At 50.8% G+C, this 16,335-nt stretch carries 16 protein-coding genes and 1 riboswitch; of the genes, 2 read left to right on the forward strand and 14 right to left on the reverse strand.

Annotated features, from left to right (window positions below):
* Nucleotides 1-84: 84 nt before the first annotated feature.
* The 13 genes from ACTHRH_RS14105 to ACTHRH_RS14165 all read right to left on the reverse strand — a co-directional run bounded on the left by ACTHRH_RS14105 (nt 85) and on the right by ACTHRH_RS14165 (nt 14,369).
* Nucleotides 85-876, reverse strand: a complete 792-nt coding sequence (locus tag ACTHRH_RS14105; RefSeq protein ID WP_186328443.1) for an ABC transporter ATP-binding protein — start codon at nt 874-876, stop codon at nt 85-87.
* Between the two features lie 5 nt (nt 877-881).
* Nucleotides 882-1,916, reverse strand: coding sequence for a FecCD family ABC transporter permease (locus ACTHRH_RS14110; RefSeq protein WP_144939983.1), 1,035 nt, complete (start codon nt 1,914-1,916; stop codon nt 882-884).
* 1 nt (nt 1,917) lies between these two features.
* Complete coding sequence (locus ACTHRH_RS14115; RefSeq protein WP_186328442.1) at nt 1,918-2,961, reverse strand: ABC transporter substrate-binding protein; 1,044 nt, start codon at nt 2,959-2,961, stop codon at nt 1,918-1,920.
* Between the two features lie 350 nt (nt 2,962-3,311).
* Nucleotides 3,312-3,499, reverse strand: a riboswitch (cobalamin riboswitch).
* A gap of 157 nt (nt 3,500-3,656) precedes the next feature.
* Nucleotides 3,657-4,196: a hypothetical protein gene (locus tag ACTHRH_RS14120; protein ID WP_144939981.1), complete on the reverse strand. Its 540-nt coding sequence runs from the start codon at nt 4,194-4,196 to the stop codon at nt 3,657-3,659.
* Nucleotides 4,197-4,333: 137 nt separating this feature from the next.
* Entirely contained in the window at nt 4,334-4,597 is a 264-nt protein-coding gene (locus ACTHRH_RS14125) for an aspartyl-phosphate phosphatase Spo0E family protein (protein ID WP_144939979.1), read from the reverse strand.
* 105 nt (nt 4,598-4,702) lie between these two features.
* On the reverse strand, nt 4,703-5,884 hold the full coding sequence (locus tag ACTHRH_RS14130; RefSeq protein WP_440416128.1) for an aminotransferase class I/II-fold pyridoxal phosphate-dependent enzyme: 1,182 nt from the start codon (nt 5,882-5,884) through the stop codon (nt 4,703-4,705).
* Nucleotides 5,885-5,898: 14 nt separating this feature from the next.
* Nucleotides 5,899-6,390, reverse strand: a complete 492-nt coding sequence (locus ACTHRH_RS14135) for an Lrp/AsnC family transcriptional regulator (RefSeq protein ID WP_144939975.1) — start codon at nt 6,388-6,390, stop codon at nt 5,899-5,901.
* A 637-nt stretch (nt 6,391-7,027) separates the two neighbouring features.
* Nucleotides 7,028-7,948 carry a cysteine synthase A gene (cysK, locus tag ACTHRH_RS14140; protein WP_379291686.1) on the reverse strand — a complete coding sequence of 307 codons (921 nt, stop codon included), beginning with the start codon at nt 7,946-7,948 and terminating at the stop codon, nt 7,028-7,030.
* 171 nt (nt 7,949-8,119) lie between these two features.
* Nucleotides 8,120-9,418: an MFS transporter gene (locus ACTHRH_RS14145; protein ID WP_144939971.1), complete on the reverse strand. Its 1,299-nt coding sequence runs from the start codon at nt 9,416-9,418 to the stop codon at nt 8,120-8,122.
* A gap of 338 nt (nt 9,419-9,756) precedes the next feature.
* The gene (locus ACTHRH_RS14150) at nt 9,757-10,269 is read right to left on the reverse strand and encodes a hypothetical protein (RefSeq protein ID WP_440416131.1); all 513 of its coding nucleotides are present in this window, start codon (nt 10,267-10,269) and stop codon (nt 9,757-9,759) included.
* 207 nt (nt 10,270-10,476) lie between these two features.
* Nucleotides 10,477-10,896, reverse strand: a complete 420-nt coding sequence (locus ACTHRH_RS14155; RefSeq protein ID WP_440416133.1) for a DUF350 domain-containing protein — start codon at nt 10,894-10,896, stop codon at nt 10,477-10,479.
* Nucleotides 10,897-11,213: 317 nt separating this feature from the next.
* Nucleotides 11,214-11,888, reverse strand: coding sequence for a PspA/IM30 family protein (locus ACTHRH_RS14160; protein ID WP_144939965.1), 675 nt, complete (start codon nt 11,886-11,888; stop codon nt 11,214-11,216).
* Nucleotides 11,889-11,999: 111 nt separating this feature from the next.
* On the reverse strand, nt 12,000-14,369 hold the full coding sequence (locus tag ACTHRH_RS14165) for an endonuclease MutS2 (protein WP_440416135.1): 2,370 nt from the start codon (nt 14,367-14,369) through the stop codon (nt 12,000-12,002).
* A gap of 218 nt (nt 14,370-14,587) precedes the next feature.
* Here ACTHRH_RS14165 and ACTHRH_RS14170 point away from each other — a divergent pair, with 218 nt between their 5' ends.
* A complete protein-coding gene (locus ACTHRH_RS14170; protein WP_144939961.1) occupies nt 14,588-14,950 on the forward strand; it encodes a phage holin family protein in 363 nt (120 codons plus the stop codon).
* A gap of 165 nt (nt 14,951-15,115) precedes the next feature.
* The gene (locus ACTHRH_RS14175; protein WP_379291678.1) at nt 15,116-15,493 is read left to right on the forward strand and encodes a cytochrome C oxidase subunit II; all 378 of its coding nucleotides are present in this window, start codon (nt 15,116-15,118) and stop codon (nt 15,491-15,493) included.
* A gap of 277 nt (nt 15,494-15,770) precedes the next feature.
* Here the strand turns inward: ACTHRH_RS14175 and ACTHRH_RS14180 are convergent, their stop codons facing one another.
* Nucleotides 15,771-16,325, reverse strand: coding sequence for a CvpA family protein (locus ACTHRH_RS14180; protein WP_379289309.1), 555 nt, complete (start codon nt 16,323-16,325; stop codon nt 15,771-15,773).
* Nucleotides 16,326-16,335: the final 10 nt, after the last annotated feature.

Consider the following 16,335-nt stretch of genomic DNA (forward strand, 5'->3'; position numbering starts at 1 on the left):
GCAACTCCAACAATGGTTTGCTGGTTTACCCAGCTACATCAAGGCCTATCTGCCGAATTTAAGCTGCGAAAGTTGAGTTAATAATCAATACTCCTCCGCGGGATTGTGCGGGTTGAGCAAAATTTGCGGGATGCCGCTCCGGGGATGACTTATGACCGTAGGCATCGTTCCATAAACTTCATGGATGAGCTCGCCCGTCATCATTTCATGAGGGGCCCCGATGCGGACCATTCGGCCTTCATGCAGAACCAGCATCCGGTCGCAATATTGGGCGGCGAGGTTCAAATCATGAAGAACAGCGACCACCGTCAGTCGTTCCTCGGTCTGCCATCTTTTCACATAATCCATCATCTGCACCTGATAGCCGATATCAAGGAAGGTGGTGGGCTCGTCCAGCAGCAGCAGCCGTGGCTGCTGCGCCATCGTTTTGCCCAAGGCAACCCGCTGCCGTTCTCCTCCGCTTAACAGCTCCAGCGACCTCTCGGCAAGAGCATTCAAGTTCAGCCGTTCCATAATTTTAGCAATGACCGCCCCGCTGTCGTCTTTCTCATCGCCGAGCCAGTTTTGAAAAGGATACCGCCCCATTTCGATCACTTCTCGCACCTTAAAGCCGATGGGTGGTAGAGCGTCCTGCTGCAGTACGGCCATCCAGCGGGCCAGCTCCTTGCGTGAGTAGCTACGCGCATCGCGGCCGTCCAGCTTGATGGCTCCCGTATCCGCCGGCTCCAGAGCGGAAATCAGCTTAAGCAGAGTGGATTTGCCGCTGCCGTTCGGCCCGATGATGCCGAAGAACTCCCCCTGGGCAACGTGAAATCCGATATCCTGCAGCACCTGTTTTTTCCCATATGCTTTATTCACACCGTTCACTTCAATCATCGGATTCACCCCCGGCTCTTATGTTTATGCTTGTTCAGCAGATAAGCAAAGAATGGCGCCCCGATAATGGCGGTTACTACACCGAGCGGGATCTCCCTCGGACTCAGGGCGATTCTAGCTATCGTATCGGCCCACAGCACATAAATACCGCCGACAATGGTCGAGATGGGAATGATGATCCGGTAATCGGGCCCTACGATCAAACGGACCAGATGAGGCACGACCAGTCCGACGAAGCCGATGACTCCCGATACGGATACCGCCGCTGCCGTTACCAAGGTGGAGACTACCAGCACGATCAGCTTGGTCCTTTCCACGTGCACTCCCAGGTGTGCTGCCTGACGTTCGCCCAGGGCCAGCAGATTCAGCGACCGGCTGAAGCCGATCAGAATGACCACAACGACTCCCAAATAAGGCAGCAGCAGCAGGGAATAATCCCAGTTCCGCATCGAGAGGCTGCCCATTAACCAGTATAGGATTTCGTTCACGACCTCTCCGGACAGCGAAACCATGAAGGATACGAATGCCCCGAGAAAAGCCTGCACGACCACCCCGGATAAAATAAGGGTTTCCAGCTGCGATTTCCCCTGGGTGCTGGCCAGCTTGTAAACGATGAACAGGGTCGTCATCCCGGTAGTAAAGGCAACGACCGGAATGGACCATTGGCCGATAAAGGTCTGCAGCCCGAACAGAATGATGAAAGCCGCCCCCACCGAGGCGCCTGAAGCGACTCCAAGCGTATAGGGATCAGCCAACGGATTCCGCAGTACGGCTTGAAAGCCCGCCCCCGCTATGGCTAACGATGCTCCTACCAGGATGGCAAGCACAACTCTCGATAATCGGACCTTCAGAATGATCGATTCATCGGACGGTGACCAGTCGGGCTGGATCGAATCTCCTATGCCCGGGATGGCATGGAACAGAATCCTCCACACATCGCCTATCGGCACTTGGGCCGAGCCGAAGGATAAGCTCAGTGTAACGGAAAGCAGGAGGAGCATAAGGGCTCCTCCTCCATAAGCAAACAGCTTCGCTTTCATCTTATTTCACCAGATCCGGATGAATCGCCTTGGCCGCTTCAAGCAGCGCTTCCGTCAAACGCGGACCTACCCGGCTGATAATATCTTTATCAATCGGATATAGAGCTCCGTTCTTGACCGCATCGATTTGATCCCAACCCGGACGCTTCTTGATTTCTTCGAGAATCGATTCCATTCCTCCGCCTTCGGCATACAGAATGACTTCCGGATTAGCCTGAATGATCTTCTCCGGATCGATCGGGAACCAGCCTTTCTCCCCTGCGGCTATATTCGTTCCGCCGGCAAGCTTGACCAGCTCATCCATGAACTCCCCTTCCCCCACGGTCCAGCCCGGGGAGAACTCCATGTAGACCTTCTTGGCCGGTGCATCCTTGACGGCGTCTACGACTTTCTGCCGGTCGGCCTTCATCTGCTCGGCCACCTTCTTGGCCTCTTCCTGCTTGTTCATGATGAGGCCCATCGTCTCGATTTTTTCGATCACTTCATCCAAAGTTTTAGGTGCGGAGAAATAGACCGGAACATTCATTTCGCGAATTTTATCAATGACCTTTTTGTTGCTGCTTGCAGCGACCACCAAGTCCGGTTCCGTGGCCAGAAGAGCCTCCAGGTTAGTCTCCAAAGAACCGATCTTCGGCTTCGCCGCCGCTTCCTCGGGGTAGTTGCTCCATTGATCCACGCCGACAACCTGATCTCCCGCTCCTATCGCAAACAAGGTTTCCGTCTCGCTCGGGGCCAGAGAAGCAATCCGTTCAGGAGCTTTATCGAATGTCAGTTCCGTCCCCGAAGCATCCGTAACTTTCATCGGATATTCGGTTTGTCCGGCTTTCGCTTTCCCATCGTCAGACTTATCCCCCGAATCAGGCTTCTTATCACCATCCGCCTGATTTTCCTTACCCTTCTCGTCCTGCACTTTAGCCGGATCGCTCATGCCCTTCGGGTCCTGCTGCTTGTCTCCGCAGCCCAGCAGCCCGACAGCCAGCATGGCCATCAGAAGCAGAGCTGTCATTGTCCGCATCATCTGCTTTGCGGTCCGTCCTTGACTCATTGTCTTCCTCTCCTTTTGTCTACAGCGCCTATTCTTTTTTTTGAGAAAGAGCCTGAAACGATGAATGACTTCCCTGTGCCCCCGGGCCGTTCGCCCGGAACCTATGATGCAGCCCTAAGAAGAACATCGTGAAATGACTCACGAAATCTTCTATGACAATCCTTTTAAAGGTCTAACCGCTATATGCAGTAAAATTTGATGAACAGGGACTTGCTTTTTTCTGGCCGCGCTTTAAATGAAAAAAGCCCTCCATCCGTTCGATAGAGGGCATAATGGCGCAGCGATCCAAGGGGATAACAAATGAACCCCATCATCCTGATCAGCCGGTTTCCTTTTCCTCGAAGGATTTCTTCAGCTTCACCTTGCAGGCAGGTCTCCTGACTTATGGGGTTGGTAAATCTCGCCTTCCCGTTGGATTCAACAGTGGCCTAATGAGACTCTCCCATTTTACAGTGGCGGGACCGTGCCGGATTTGCACCGGCTTCCCTTTTAACCCGGACGCGGATGGCGTTCGCGGGACCTGCAGGCATTACATGTCCATTCAATTATTCAAGCTATATTCTCTTAGAAGATTATAGGGGAAGCGCCCCCAAGTTACAAGTCTATTATTATCTACCGTTAACGGATTACAACGATACATGCGATACTGCATGACTTCGCAGAATCTATCAGCTCAAAAACAATTGCGTACTATGCTAGGATTCCATTATTTTCTTCAACACTTCCGCCGCCTTGTCCTTATCCTTGGCCCGAGGGTGGATAAAGGCATACATTTCCGCCCCTTTGTAGCCGACGGATTGCAGCCATTCCGTTTTGCTCACCGGTACTCCGTACAGCTTTTTCTCAAGCTTGCCCTCGTCATTCGGCGCTTCGAGCACCCCTTCGGGATAATCCTCCGGACGGAACAGATCGTCCATACCCGGCAGGCCTCCCTGTTCGGCAAACACCTTGAATTGCTCTTCCGGAAGAACCATGATGTCGTTATCCCCGGCGGCGATTTCGACCATCAGCTTGTTAAGGTCGAAGATCGGACTGGAGAATAGATCCACGGACATGGTTTCCCCTACTTTGTCCTGAACGAAATTCTCCAATGTTTCCGCTACAGAGGAGTCCATTCCCCCCGGCGGCAGAATGAAGATGGTGACATCCGCTCTCTCTCTTCCACAGGCGCTCAGCACCACTACCAAAACTAGCACCGCGATTAGCTTCCATGCTATTCCCAGCTTCGCTTTCAACGTTTCTCCCCCCACTAAAGTCGCATCAAAACTATGATAGCACAGAGTCTGTTCCGAAGAAATCGTTTTAGCGAGATTATACTCTCTCTATGGGGGCGCTTTCTGTCCATTAAGCAGGAAAAAAAGAGCCGGGCTTATCAGCCCTCGGCTCTTATCATTTCCAGATATAAGTTTATTTTCTTATCCAGCAGTCTGCTAATCTCCAATATGGAGGAATTGTTGAAACAAGGTTCTTCCATGTACATCTGCTCCATCTGCATGCGCAAAACCCGAATCTCTTCTTCCAGAACAAGCAGAGCGTTAGATGGCTTGGCGGGTTCGGTCACCCATCTTAAATGCGAATCCTTCTCCCGAAGCAAAAGGTTGTGATACGGAGCCGAATTCAGGTAAGCAGCAGTCATAATCATTCCCCCTTTGGTAGCATGAAGAGAAAGAATAACGCTTTTCTTCTACTTTAAACAATACCATATTTAGGCGCAAAAAGAAATCTGGCCCATGGAAAATTATTACTTCCGCAGCTTCTCATAAAACTTGCCTATCCGATCCAACGCTTCATTCAATTGGCTTACAGACGTGGCGTAAGAGCAGCGAATGAACCCTTCGCCTCCCAATCCGAAAACATTGCCCGGCACAGCAGCCACCCTTGCTTCCCGCAGGAGCCTCTCGGCAAATTCCTCCGAGCTCAGTCCTGTCGATTGGATCGAGGGGAAGGCGTAGAAGGCCCCTTGCGGCTCGTGACAATCCAGACCGATTTCCCGGAAGCCCCGTACTACCAGCCTGCGTCTCTGATTATAGGATTCGACCATCCGGTCCTTCTCTTCCAAACCGTATCTAAGCGCCTCTATTGCGGCCACTTGGCCCATGACGGGAGCACACATGACGGTATATTGATGAATTTTCAGCATCGCCTGAATCAGATCCCGATGACCGCAAGCGTATCCCATTCTCCAGCCGGTCATGGCGAACGCCTTGGAAAATCCGCTGACGAGGATGGTACGATCCTTCATGCCCGGCAGCGATGCGAAGCTGACATGCTTCTGACCATAGGTTAATTCCGCATAAATTTCGTCGGAAATTACAATCAGATCGTTCTCTTCTACCAGCTTGGCAATCGGCAGCCAATCTTCCCGGGTCATGATTCCTCCCGTCGGATTGCTCGGGTAACAGAGCACAAGCACCTTGGAACGGGGAGTGATCTTCGCCTTCAGCGATTCCGGCGTCAACTTGAATTGATCCTTGGCGAATGTCTCTATACCGACCGGAATTCCTCCCCCGATCGAAGCAATGGGCGAATAGGACACATAGCAGGGTTCGGGGATCAATATTTCATCGCCCGGCGTAATAAGCGCCCGCAGAGCGAGATCGATCGCTTCACTGCCCCCGACCGTAACAATGATTTCGTCCTTCGGTTCATACGTCAGATGAAATCCGGTATGCAAATAATTGGCTATCTCTTCGCGGAGCTCATATAGTCCGGCATTCGGAGTGTACTGCGTCTTGCCCCTTTCCAGGGAATAAAAGCTTGCTTCGCGGACGTGCCAGGGAGTGATGAAATCGGGCTCCCCAACTCCAAGTGAAATTATGTCTTTGCTCGCGCTGACAAGGTCGAAAAATTTACGGATGCCCGAAGGCGGGATTTCCCGGACAAGCGGTGACAAGTATTGATGCATTTCCTTTTGCTTGGTCATAACGGATACTTCCTTTATGGCGAAATCAGGAGACGGTGATCTTCGTCGTTGTCTTCGAAAATAATACCGTCCTGTTTATATTTTTTCAGAATAAAATGAGTTTTCGTCGATAAAATCCGGTCGATCGGCGAAAGCTTGTTGGAGACGAAAGAGGCGACCTCCTTAAGCGTTCTTCCCTCCACCTCAACCAGCAGGTCATAGGCTCCCGACATCAAGTATACGGACTTCACTTCGGGATACAAGTAAATTCTTTCGGCGATTGCGTCGAAGCCGTGCCCCCGTTCCGGAGTAATCTGCACTTCAATCAGGGCCGTCACTTTATCATCGTTGACCTTGCTCCAGTTCACCACTGTCGCGTATTTGACAATGACCTTCTCCTCTTCCAGCTCGGCGATGGCGGCTTCCACCTCCGCTTGCTTCGCCCCCAGCATGGTCGCAATCAAATCGGCGCCTATTCTGGAATCTTCCTTGAGCAATTCCAGAATTTGCAGTTTCAGTTTGTTCATTCGCGGGCCCCCTCCAGTTAAAAAATGATAGTTCCACTATACAACGAACGAGCAGAACGTGCAAAGCAAAATAACACAAACCTGCATGTCCTGTCAGTCACCATCGGGGATGAAAATTTTGAACGCTGCACCGACCTCGTTTACTGCGCCTTTCCGCCGGCAATCCTGACATACAGGGTCAGTGTCTAAAACCTTCCTCTTAGGCGGTCTCTCTCCCTGAATTTGTTTCGAAAAGGGATTATACATTACGCCCTGAGGGAAAGCCAGCATCGCATCCGGATCGGTAAAGATAACGCAAAGACGAGCAAAAATACATTAAAATCGTACCCTTTTCCGAAAAGAAGGCGAAAGACGCTCAAATGTGCAGGTCTTTTTCACAAAATGGGGCCATTTCGCAAAAATCGCTCCAAAGACGTGCATTATTGCTCTAGAATCAGGTATGTGACGACTTTTCTCTAAAAAGACCTGCATAATCGCTTTAGAATAGGCACGGTTTTTTCCAAGGATAAGCGGCTATCGCCGTTCTTAGGACGGGCGTGTTTACCGATGAAATATATGTTCTGCACCCTATTAACACTGTAAAGAATTTAAAGATTACTATGTGCCAAAAAACCCAGGATCAAATCCCGAGGCCATTTTAAAAGACATCCATGCTCAAGTAGCGTTCCCCGGTATCCGGAGCAATGCACAGCACCCTCTTGCCTTGGCCCATTCTTCTTGCCAACTGCAAGGCCGCCCATACGGAGGCTCCCGCTGACGGTCCGACCAGAATCCCTTCCCTGGAGGCCAGCAATCTGGCCGTGCCCAGTGCATTCTCATCCTCCACCTGCACGATCTCATCGTAAATTCCGGTGTTGAGAATCGGAGGGATGAAGCCTGGACTGGTTCCAACCAGCTTGTGAGGTCCGGGCTGGCCGCCTGACAGAACCGGGGAGCCTTTAGGCTCGACTACGACAATCCGTATACCCGGAATATGCTCCTTCAGCACTTCCCCTGTTCCGGTTATAGTCCCTCCGGTTCCGGCTGTGGCAACGAAGACATCCAGCCTGCCCTCCGTCTGCTCGATAATCTCGAGCGCCGTCGTTGTTCTATGAATATCCGGATTGGCCGGATTTTCAAATTGCTGGGGAATGAAGCTGCCGGGAATCTGCTCCTTCAGCTCCATGGCCTTGCGGATCGCACCGGGCATTCTTTCCGCAGCCGGGGTCAGGACAACCTCTGCTCCATAGGCTTTAAGCAAATTGATTCTTTCCTTCGTCATATTATCCGGCATCACCAGTATTGCCCGATAGCCCTTGGCTGCGGCATTCATAGCGAGTCCGATTCCCGTGTTGCCGCTCGTCGGCTCAATAATCGTGGCCCCCGGTGCAAGCTTTCCTTGCTTCTCCGCCTGAAGAATCAAATTATAAGCGGCCCGGTCCTTCACACTTCCGCTCGGGTTATAGGATTCCAGCTTCACATATACCTCGGCGTCCTGCTCCGAAGCCAGCCGATTTAATCGCACAGCCGGAGTATTTCCGATCAGCTCCGTAATCGATCCCGCCATTTTAACAGCCATAGTATCCGCTCCCTTTTGAAAATAAGGTCAAGAAATAGTCCCCGCAGGCTAAAACTTATTGCCTCCAAATTCATTGTATGCCCATTAATTTTATCGGCTTTATTTTTAGGGGTCAAGCTAAAGGGAAGAGCCCCTAAAGCTTCAGTCTGCGAAAATGGCCAAAATCTTCGGCTAGGCATTATTTTCCTTAGGCTTGACGACCCCCAGCCAGCTGCGAAGCAGTATCCATACGATCAACGGAGAACTGCCGATTCCGAGCAGCAGCAGGTTCATCGCAAGCGGGGCCGTCGTTCTGGAGACAACCGCGATAAAAACCAGCGCCCCCAATATTCTGCCCAGACAGAGAGCCAGCTCACGCAGCACAATATACTCGACTCTGCGTTCTGCGCTTTCCTGATTTTGACCTATAATGTCAAAGACAACGGAGGTGGTCGGGATCGAGTACAGCGGAATGAACAAAGCCGTCCCTATTCCAAACAGAAGCAGAGTGAAGTAGCTGACCTGCCAGAAAAACGGCAAAATGACCGCAATCATCATAACAACTCCGGCAAACATCCCCCATCTGCGGTATTGAGGCTTTAGCAGCCTGCCTGCCGCCATAAAACCGAATAATCCGACGGCAGACGTAATTAATGAGAAATTGCCCAGCTTCATCTCATTCTTCGTGTAAATATAAACCAGCAAACCGATAATGAAGCTGAAGACCCCTTCCCTGACTCCTTGGGCCGTCATGGCCAAGCCTATTTTGCGCCAGGGGTGATTTTGTTTTCTAAGCTGATGCAGGCCGTAGAACCACAGATATTTCCCGAGAGGCTTCCGTTTCTTCAGGAAAAAACTGAAAATCGTCGCGACTACAAATATAATGAGCGAAATGGTGAAAATGACCCGATAACCTGCCGTGTCCTGCATTCTAGTAATCAGGAAACCCGATACCCAGGGGGCGATCATTCCGGCCGCCGATCCGAGCAGCCCGGCCCACCCGTTAAACCGGTCACGGTTGTCAGGGTCGGTCACTTCGAAATAAATAACGTTAAAGGCCGACCAGAATAATCCCGCGGAAATGCCTTGAATGGCCCCCAGCCAAATCACGTAATCCACCGCCTTGACACCGGCCCACAGCACCGCGGAATAAAAAATGGCGGATATGGCTACTCCCGCCCTGAGCGCGTTCATTTTGTTATATTCCTTGATCCACTTACCCGCCAGCCAGAATAACAGAGCCGTGGTTACCTGCTGAGCTATGGCAAATGTAGCAATCATTGTGTAATCGTTCTTCACTTTCCATAAGTAGACGTTAACGAATGTTCCGGATAATGCATTGGCTGTAGCAAACAATCCATTGACCAACAAAAGCAGCTTACACTGGGCCGATAGCCGGGGTCTTGTCTCCTGTTTATCCTGTTCAAAGCACTCTTCCTTGAACTCCATGCCATCGTGGCCGACAGCCCCTGGTTTTACTCGATTATGCATGAATTCACCTGTCCCTGGTAAAATGGCGTTGAATCGACTTTCCTTAACATTCCCAAATGGGACGGGAAAGATGAGTGTCTTTATACGGATTGGGGAAAAATGGCATACAGTCCCTTCGATCAGGCTCTAACAAACAAAAAAAACCACCTTTGCGCGTCAAGCAAAGGTGGGTACAACATCAAATATCCCATTCAAGCTTCCGGAGGTTGCTTTCAACGACGAATGAATAACGGGAACCAGGAATTTATGCTTGCAGCTTTTCTCGTGGCTTCCCAACTCAACTACCCATTCCTTTTCCACGTATGCAGCCAAGGTTCAAGCAGCGATATGCGAGAGTGTCAATCGCTTTCCTTCTCCCGGAAGGCCTTAATCACCGACAATCGGTCCGACTCCGACAGGAACATTTCCGTTTTGAAGCAGGAGGGACACAGATAGATATTCATCTGAAAGGGCGCGGACAGAAAGCCGCTAGTCCAGCCGGCCGGAAGGGCAGGGGTGAATTGCGGCCCGGTCACGGTATAGACTCCCGAATAAAGCATCAATTCCCGGCAATGGGAGCATTCCGGAGCCTCTTCCTGACGGTCAATGCAGCTTTCCACATTCTCGGCATAGAGATCCCTTGCCGTGTCTTCCTCCCAGTCTTCCCAAATCGGAGCTTCCTCGTCAGCGGGACCGGCGGCCTCCTCTTCCCCGGCTTCATCCTCATCGTCCCCCAGAGTTAAGGTTATGCTGCGGTAGTCCTTCAATTCATTAAAGCAATAGGGGCATTCGTCTTCCGGGCCGATTTCCGGATCCCATACAATTTCCGACTGGCACCATGGACAGATCGTAGGCTGATGGTTAGTATCCAAAGCAGCGAGTCCTCCGTTCTTTCCTATAGATTAGTTATGACTTCTCCTCGTAGATTAACCGTATTTAATAAAATAATAAATCCCCGCCGCCAAAAAAACCAATGCCAGAGCAAAAAGAGTGCCCCATAAATACTTCATATGCTGCTTCTCCTTTATCGATGTAATGTCAATGTCATATTGGTTGCCCACGCTTAAGTTATGCATCAATTAGGTTACACTGGCTCCGACCACGTAGGATATGGAAACCGAGATCACGAACGAAATAAAGCCGATCGCCCGGTTATCCTGCTTCACCTGTTCGTCGATTTTGAATCGGGGAGTCAGAAGTTCGAAGATAAAGTATGCCGCAAGCAGTAAGACAAAGCCATAGCACGACCAGATAATCGTCTCGAACAAAGTATCGTTATTCAGCATGGAGAACCGGAAAATATTACATATCCCGAAAATTTTGCCGCCCGTGGCCAGGGCAACTGCCAGATTTCCTTTCTTAACTTCTTCCCATACATTATATTTCGTCACCAGATTCCAGAGCGCCAGAAAGACAACAAGAGCCAGAATCGTAACGGAATAAAAAGCGAGCGTTTCCAAATAAGGGTTAGCCAACAGTCGATCCACCTCTTTGTTCATAATATCCTCCCTTACAGGCATCAAGTCTTCATGAATAACGGTAGAAAAGACTGGAGATCTTAAATCCCCAGTCCTTCCAACAATGATGTCCCTACCCTATCCCAAAGACGGTATTGCAGCCCTCTTACTGACCGGCTTGCTTACAGCCTGGTGGCTTAGCTCTATTTACACCCTTTAGCCGGCTGCGGCTGCGGCCAGTATCTATGGCCAAGGTGCCGGAGTATTCCTCCCGAGCGTGCCCTGCATCACCAGATGGGATCAGCAGCCCGAATTTCAAGTCCATACCATCGGGCGGCCGTTTCCGGGGGATGATCGTTTTATTCCGCTTTCTTGTCCTGTAATTTAGCCTTCAGAGCGGCAAGCTCATCCTCAATCTCGTTGCTGCCCAGCTTGGACAGTTCATCATCCAGAGAACGGCTGGAATCGCGCAGCGACTGGCTTGCTTGAGCTTCCGCTTCCATTTGCAGCACTTTTTCCGACATGCGGTCGAATCCTTTGGAAGCACTGTCGGAATTGAATCCGGACATGGCACGGTTGATCGATTTCTGTGCCTTCGCAGCTTCCGCGCGGGCGATCAACAGATCGCGCTTGTTTTTCATTTTGCCGTACTCGTTCTTCATTTCATTCAACTGAGCACGCAGACGGTCCGCATTTTCTTTAGCAATCGTATACTGCTTTTGCATTTCCTCGAAACGGGTTTGATGATCTTTCTTATCCTGCAATGCCCGGCGGGCCAGATCTTCATTTCCTTGCTCCAATGCCTTCAAGGCTTGGGCTTCCCGCTTGCTGACCAGTTCTTCGGCCTCTTCGTACTGCATCTTGAACTTCTTCTCTACGGCAATTTGCTTGGCGACGGCAGCTTCGGCTTCAATGATATCCTGTTCCATATCCCGCAAAAATTGGTTTAACATCTTGACAGGATCTTCCGCACGGTCAAGCAAATCATTAATAGATGCGACAGTCAGATCACGGAGACGCTTGAAAATTCCCATGTTTAGTTCCTCCCCTTATTATAAAAAGTTTTTAGTTTATCGTTTCATTACTACTTCATACGTGTAAAGAAATCGATAGTTTCAAATTCGGCGAAAAATTTTTAGCTTATATTATTTCAATTCCACCACAGTTACCCCGCTTCCGCCTTCCCCGTAGTTTCCAAGGCGGTAGCTTTTGACCAGCCGGTGCTTTCGCAGAAATTCCTGAATTCCGGCTCGCAATGCACCGGTTCCTTTGCCATGGATAAGGTAAACTTGGGTGAAATTGGCGAGATAAGATTCATCCAGGAAGCGGTCCACTTCAATAATCGAATCCTCGATATTGTTACCGCGCAGATCCAGCTCCATCCGGGCATTATCATCACGGGTCCGTTTAACTCCCGTTACCACTGTCTGCTGAGGCTTTTTCGTTGCCGAAGAGGAAACCAGCTCGACGTCCGATCTGGCCACTTTCATTTTCATGATGCCCAACTGGACGGTCACTTCGCTGTCTCCGTTCAGCTCGACAACGTGCCCCTTCTGGCCGAAGCTGTGGACGAGAACCTCGTCCCCGGCCTCTATCGGCCTGGAGGATGTCCCCTTTGAAGCAGCGATTCGATGCCCTTTCTCATTCAATCGGGGGGCGGCTTCCTCCAGCCGCTTCTTCGCTTCAATTAACTTATGTTCCTTGACCGCAGACCGTTCCTCCATAGCCATCCTGCGCAGGTCGGCTATAATTTCCTCGGCTTCCTTCCGGGCCTTGTGAACGGCCTCGGCCGCCTCCTGCTCCGCTCTGGCCAGCAGGCGGGCTCTCTGCTCCTCGAAGCGGCTGCGCTGCTCCTCAAGCTCCTTGCGGAGGGCAGACACTTCCTCGTGAAGCTGCTCTGCGCTTCTTCTTTCGGCTTCCGCCGTCAGCCGGTTCTCCTCCAGTGTCGCGATCATCGATTCGACCCGCTGATCCTCTTCGTTGACCTGAGCACGCGCGTGATCGATAATTGCCTTGCTCAAACCCAGCCTCGACGCAATGGCGAAGGCATTGCTTCGTCCCGGGACTCCAACGAGCAGCCGGTAAGTCGGACTAAGCGTCTGAATGTCGAATTCCATGCTGGCATTAATAATTCCTTTACGCTCGTAAGCATAAGCCTTCAGCTCGCTGTAGTGGGTCGTCGCCACCATCCGGCAGCCCATCGCATGAATGTGCTCCAGAATGGCTATGGCCAGTGCCGAACCTTCCGCAGGATCGGTTCCCGCCCCGACCTCATCGAGCAGCACCAGACTCTTGGGAGTCATATCCCGCAGTATGCTGATGATATTCGTCATATGGCTGGAGAACGTACTTAAGCTCTGCTCAATGCTTTGCTCATCGCCAATGTCCGCATAGATGGCATCGAAGACACATAGCTGGCTGCTGTCCTCCGCCGGAACGAACAATCCTGACATGGCCATAAGGCTTAGCAGGCCGATGGTTTTCAGCGTGACAGTCTTCCCTCCGGTGTTCGGACCCGTAATGATAACGGAAGTATAATGATTGCCGAGCTCCACATCGAGAGGCACAACCGCATCCCTGTCAATCAAGGGATGTCTTCCCTTCTTCAGCTTGAGGAAGCCCCTATCGTTCATCAGAGGCAGCGAAGCCTTCATCTCCCTGGCAAGACCTGCCTTGGCAAAGATAAAGTCAAGCTCGGCCAGAGCCTCGAGATTGTCGAGCAGCTCATCCGCAAATTCGGCCACCTCGGCAGAAAGTCTGCGCAGAATGATTTCGATCTCGCGTTCTTCCTTCAGCTTCAGCTCGGTTAGCCGGTTGTTCATCTGGACAATCGATTCCGGTTCGATGAACAAGGTTGCTCCCGAGGCCGACTGATCATGAATCATCCCGCCAAAATGGTTGCGGTATTCCTGCTTGACCGGAATGACATAACGATCATTGCGAATGGTGATGATAGGGTCCTGCAGCATCTTCTGGGTGGATGGAGTGCGAATGATTTGCTCCAGCCGTTCCCTGACTCGCGCTTCCCCCGTTCGCAGCTCCTGCCGGATGCGGTACAGCTCCGGACTGGCGGAATCCATCACTTCGGAATGTTCGTTGATGCAGGACATTATGCTTTGCTCCAGCGCCCGATTCTCGATAAACCTATCTGCGGCGGCAGCAAGCAGCGGGACCGGTTCATCCTCATGAACCGCCAGAATGAAACGCTGAAGCCTTCGACCTCCGCTTAATGTATTGGCGGTGTCCAACAGCTCGGCCGGGTTCAGCACGCCTCCGATAACCGCCCGTTTCACCGCCTCTTTCACATCGCGGATCCCGCCGAATGGAGCGGGACCCTTCAACCTCTCCACCTTCACGGCTTCGTCGGTGGCCTGAAGCCTGGTTTTCACTTCGCCCAGAGTTCCGCTCGGCCGAAGCTCCTCGGCCCTTCTCTTACCCAGCGAGGTGGAAGCAAATCCGACCAGGCGGCCGATGATTTTATAATATTCAAGTGTTTGAAGAATTTTATCATTCAATCGTGAAACCCTCTTCCCCGATTATTATCCTTTATTATAGCGAATCCAAAAACGATTAGCCATTAAGCAAAACGTTTATACATAATCTTTCCGGTATTAGGGAGGCAATCCCTATGATAGTTTATCAAAAAAGCGGAACACTAATTAGTGAATTCGACATTTCCTGCCTACATCCCAGCTCTTGAGGAACCATATGTTGAATAAAGGAGGTTAAGCTTATGAGAAGCTTTTTTGCCCATTTGATCCGTTTTGTCGTCTCGGCACTCGTATTGATGGTTGTCGGATGGATCGTTCCCAATTTTGCGGTTGGCGGCTTTTGGAGCGCTTTTTTCCTGGCCTTGGTCATTGCCCTTGCCGGCTGGATTATCGAAGGAATTTTCGGCAAACGAATTACCCCATTCGGGCGGGGAATTGTCGGATTTCTTGTCAGTGCATTGATTATTTGGCTGGCTCAATTTGTCGTCGGGGGCGTATCCGTAACTATTCTTGGCGCCATTCTTGCTGCTTTGGTTATCGGAATTATCGATCTGTTTATTCCGATTGCCACTCCATTCGACAGGGGAGGCCGGGCGCGCTCCTGACCTTATAGCAAGTACTTCACAAGTGGTCCGAGGGTTCTCTCCCGCGGATCACTTGGTGTTTGTGCCAGTTTTGTCACAAAGGCTTCACCGATTTGTCACTGAAAAATTTTCCTCCCGGAGGTATGATTAGTGTTGTAACAGAAACATTTATGGGAGGGAAACCCGATGAAAAAAATAATGGGGTTACTGATGGCCGCAGTCATGATTTCCGTTCTTGCCGCTTGCGGAGGAGGAGACGGGGGCGGAAGCAAAATTAGCGAAGAGGATAAAGCGAATGCTACCGAGCTTAAATTAGTCGCAACCAATTTCCAATTTGATCAATCCGAGTATAAAGTGAAAAAAGGCGATACCCTCAAAATTGTCCTCGATAATCAAGAAGGTATCCACGGAATTGAAATCAAAGGTGCGAAAATCAAGCTGGACAACAGTAATACCACCGATTATTTCAAGGCAGACAAAGCCGGAACTTATGACATTATCTGTAACATTCCTTGCGGGCAAGGACACGCGACAATGAAGTCCAAGCTGATTGTTGAAGAGTAATCCATAGACAGAAAAAGCACATGTTGTTACATGTGCTTAAGTAAACCGGGGCGGTGTTCCCCGGTTTTTTATTTGCTCAGCGCTAGCTGCAATATAAAGGTAAACCTGTGTGTCCATCTGTACGATTTTTTTCTACAAAAAGGCGAGAACTAAGGCGGCTGGCCAGCTCTATCGCGATCCGGGAAAGCGGGCAAGGAATCAATCCTCAAGTGAGCACTCGTCCGCATCAAGCTATCGCTCATTTGTGCCTCTAGAAAGACTATTCGAGAGGCGTATACTAAGCATTTTCAGGCGTAAATGAAAAGAACTCCGGGAGCTTCTCCAAAACTATAGGAGGCCAAAGAATAAGGTAAGGAACGGCCCTCGACTCCCCCAACACCCGCTGAAGAGAATCCGAAGGGATGGCCATAAGAACATACACCATCAAAGTCAGAATTAGGGTGGCCTCCAGCATACCTAAGATCGCCCCCAACCATCGGTTCAACCCGTTGAGTCCCGGTACCTTCGCCACTACATGAAGCACCCTCCCCAGGAACGACCAGGCGATTTTGACGATCAGAAATACAGCGGCAAAAGCTATCGCGTTGTAAATATAAGTTTCAAGCCGATAATGGCTTATCAAAAATTCATAGTTGGAATTAGAGGTAAACGTCTTGAGAGGGATCCACTCTGCCAGATAAGCGGCCACCTTGTCATAAAGGAAAAAGGCCGCCAGCAAGGCGGCCACCAAGCCAAGGACCGAAACCAACTGGCTGATCAACCCTTTGCGGAAACCGGCCGCGAAGGAGGCGATCACCGTGACGGCAGCTATCAAATCGATAATATTCATCATCGGTCCGCAC

Source organism: Paenibacillus sp. SAFN-117 (assembly GCF_051966115.1).
Classification (GTDB): domain Bacteria; phylum Bacillota; class Bacilli; order Paenibacillales; family NBRC-103111; genus Paenibacillus_L; species Paenibacillus_L residui.

Bases quoted from the DNA above. Each gene is read 5' to 3' on its own strand.
- ACTHRH_RS14105 (WP_186328443.1), bottom strand. From the start codon at position 876: ATGATTGAAGTGAACGGTGTGAATAAAGCATATGGGAAAAAACAGGTG.
- ACTHRH_RS14110 (WP_144939983.1), bottom strand. From the start codon at position 1,916: ATGAAAGCGAAGCTGTTTGCTTATGGAGGAGGAGCCCTTATGCTCCTC.
- ACTHRH_RS14115 (WP_186328442.1), bottom strand. From the start codon at position 2,961: ATGAGTCAAGGACGGACCGCAAAGCAGATGATGCGGACAATGACAGCT.
- ACTHRH_RS14125 (WP_144939979.1), bottom strand. From the start codon at position 4,597: ATGACTGCTGCTTACCTGAATTCGGCTCCGTATCACAACCTTTTGCTT.
- ACTHRH_RS14130 (WP_440416128.1), bottom strand. From the start codon at position 5,884: ATGACCAAGCAAAAGGAAATGCATCAATACTTGTCACCGCTTGTCCGG.
- ACTHRH_RS14135 (WP_144939975.1), bottom strand. From the start codon at position 6,390: ATGAACAAACTGAAACTGCAAATTCTGGAATTGCTCAAGGAAGATTCC.
- cysK (WP_379291686.1), bottom strand. From the start codon at position 7,948: ATGGCTGTTAAAATGGCGGGATCGATTACGGAGCTGATCGGAAATACT.
- ACTHRH_RS14145 (WP_144939971.1), bottom strand. From the start codon at position 9,418: ATGCATAATCGAGTAAAACCAGGGGCTGTCGGCCACGATGGCATGGAG.
- ACTHRH_RS14155 (WP_440416133.1), bottom strand. From the start codon at position 10,896: ATGAACAAAGAGGTGGATCGACTGTTGGCTAACCCTTATTTGGAAACG.
- ACTHRH_RS14160 (WP_144939965.1), bottom strand. From the start codon at position 11,888: ATGGGAATTTTCAAGCGTCTCCGTGATCTGACTGTCGCATCTATTAAT.
- ACTHRH_RS14170 (WP_144939961.1), top strand. From the start codon at position 14,588: ATGAGAAGCTTTTTTGCCCATTTGATCCGTTTTGTCGTCTCGGCACTC.
- ACTHRH_RS14175 (WP_379291678.1), top strand. From the start codon at position 15,116: ATGAAAAAAATAATGGGGTTACTGATGGCCGCAGTCATGATTTCCGTT.
- ACTHRH_RS14180 (WP_379289309.1), bottom strand. From the start codon at position 16,325: ATGATGAATATTATCGATTTGATAGCTGCCGTCACGGTGATCGCCTCC.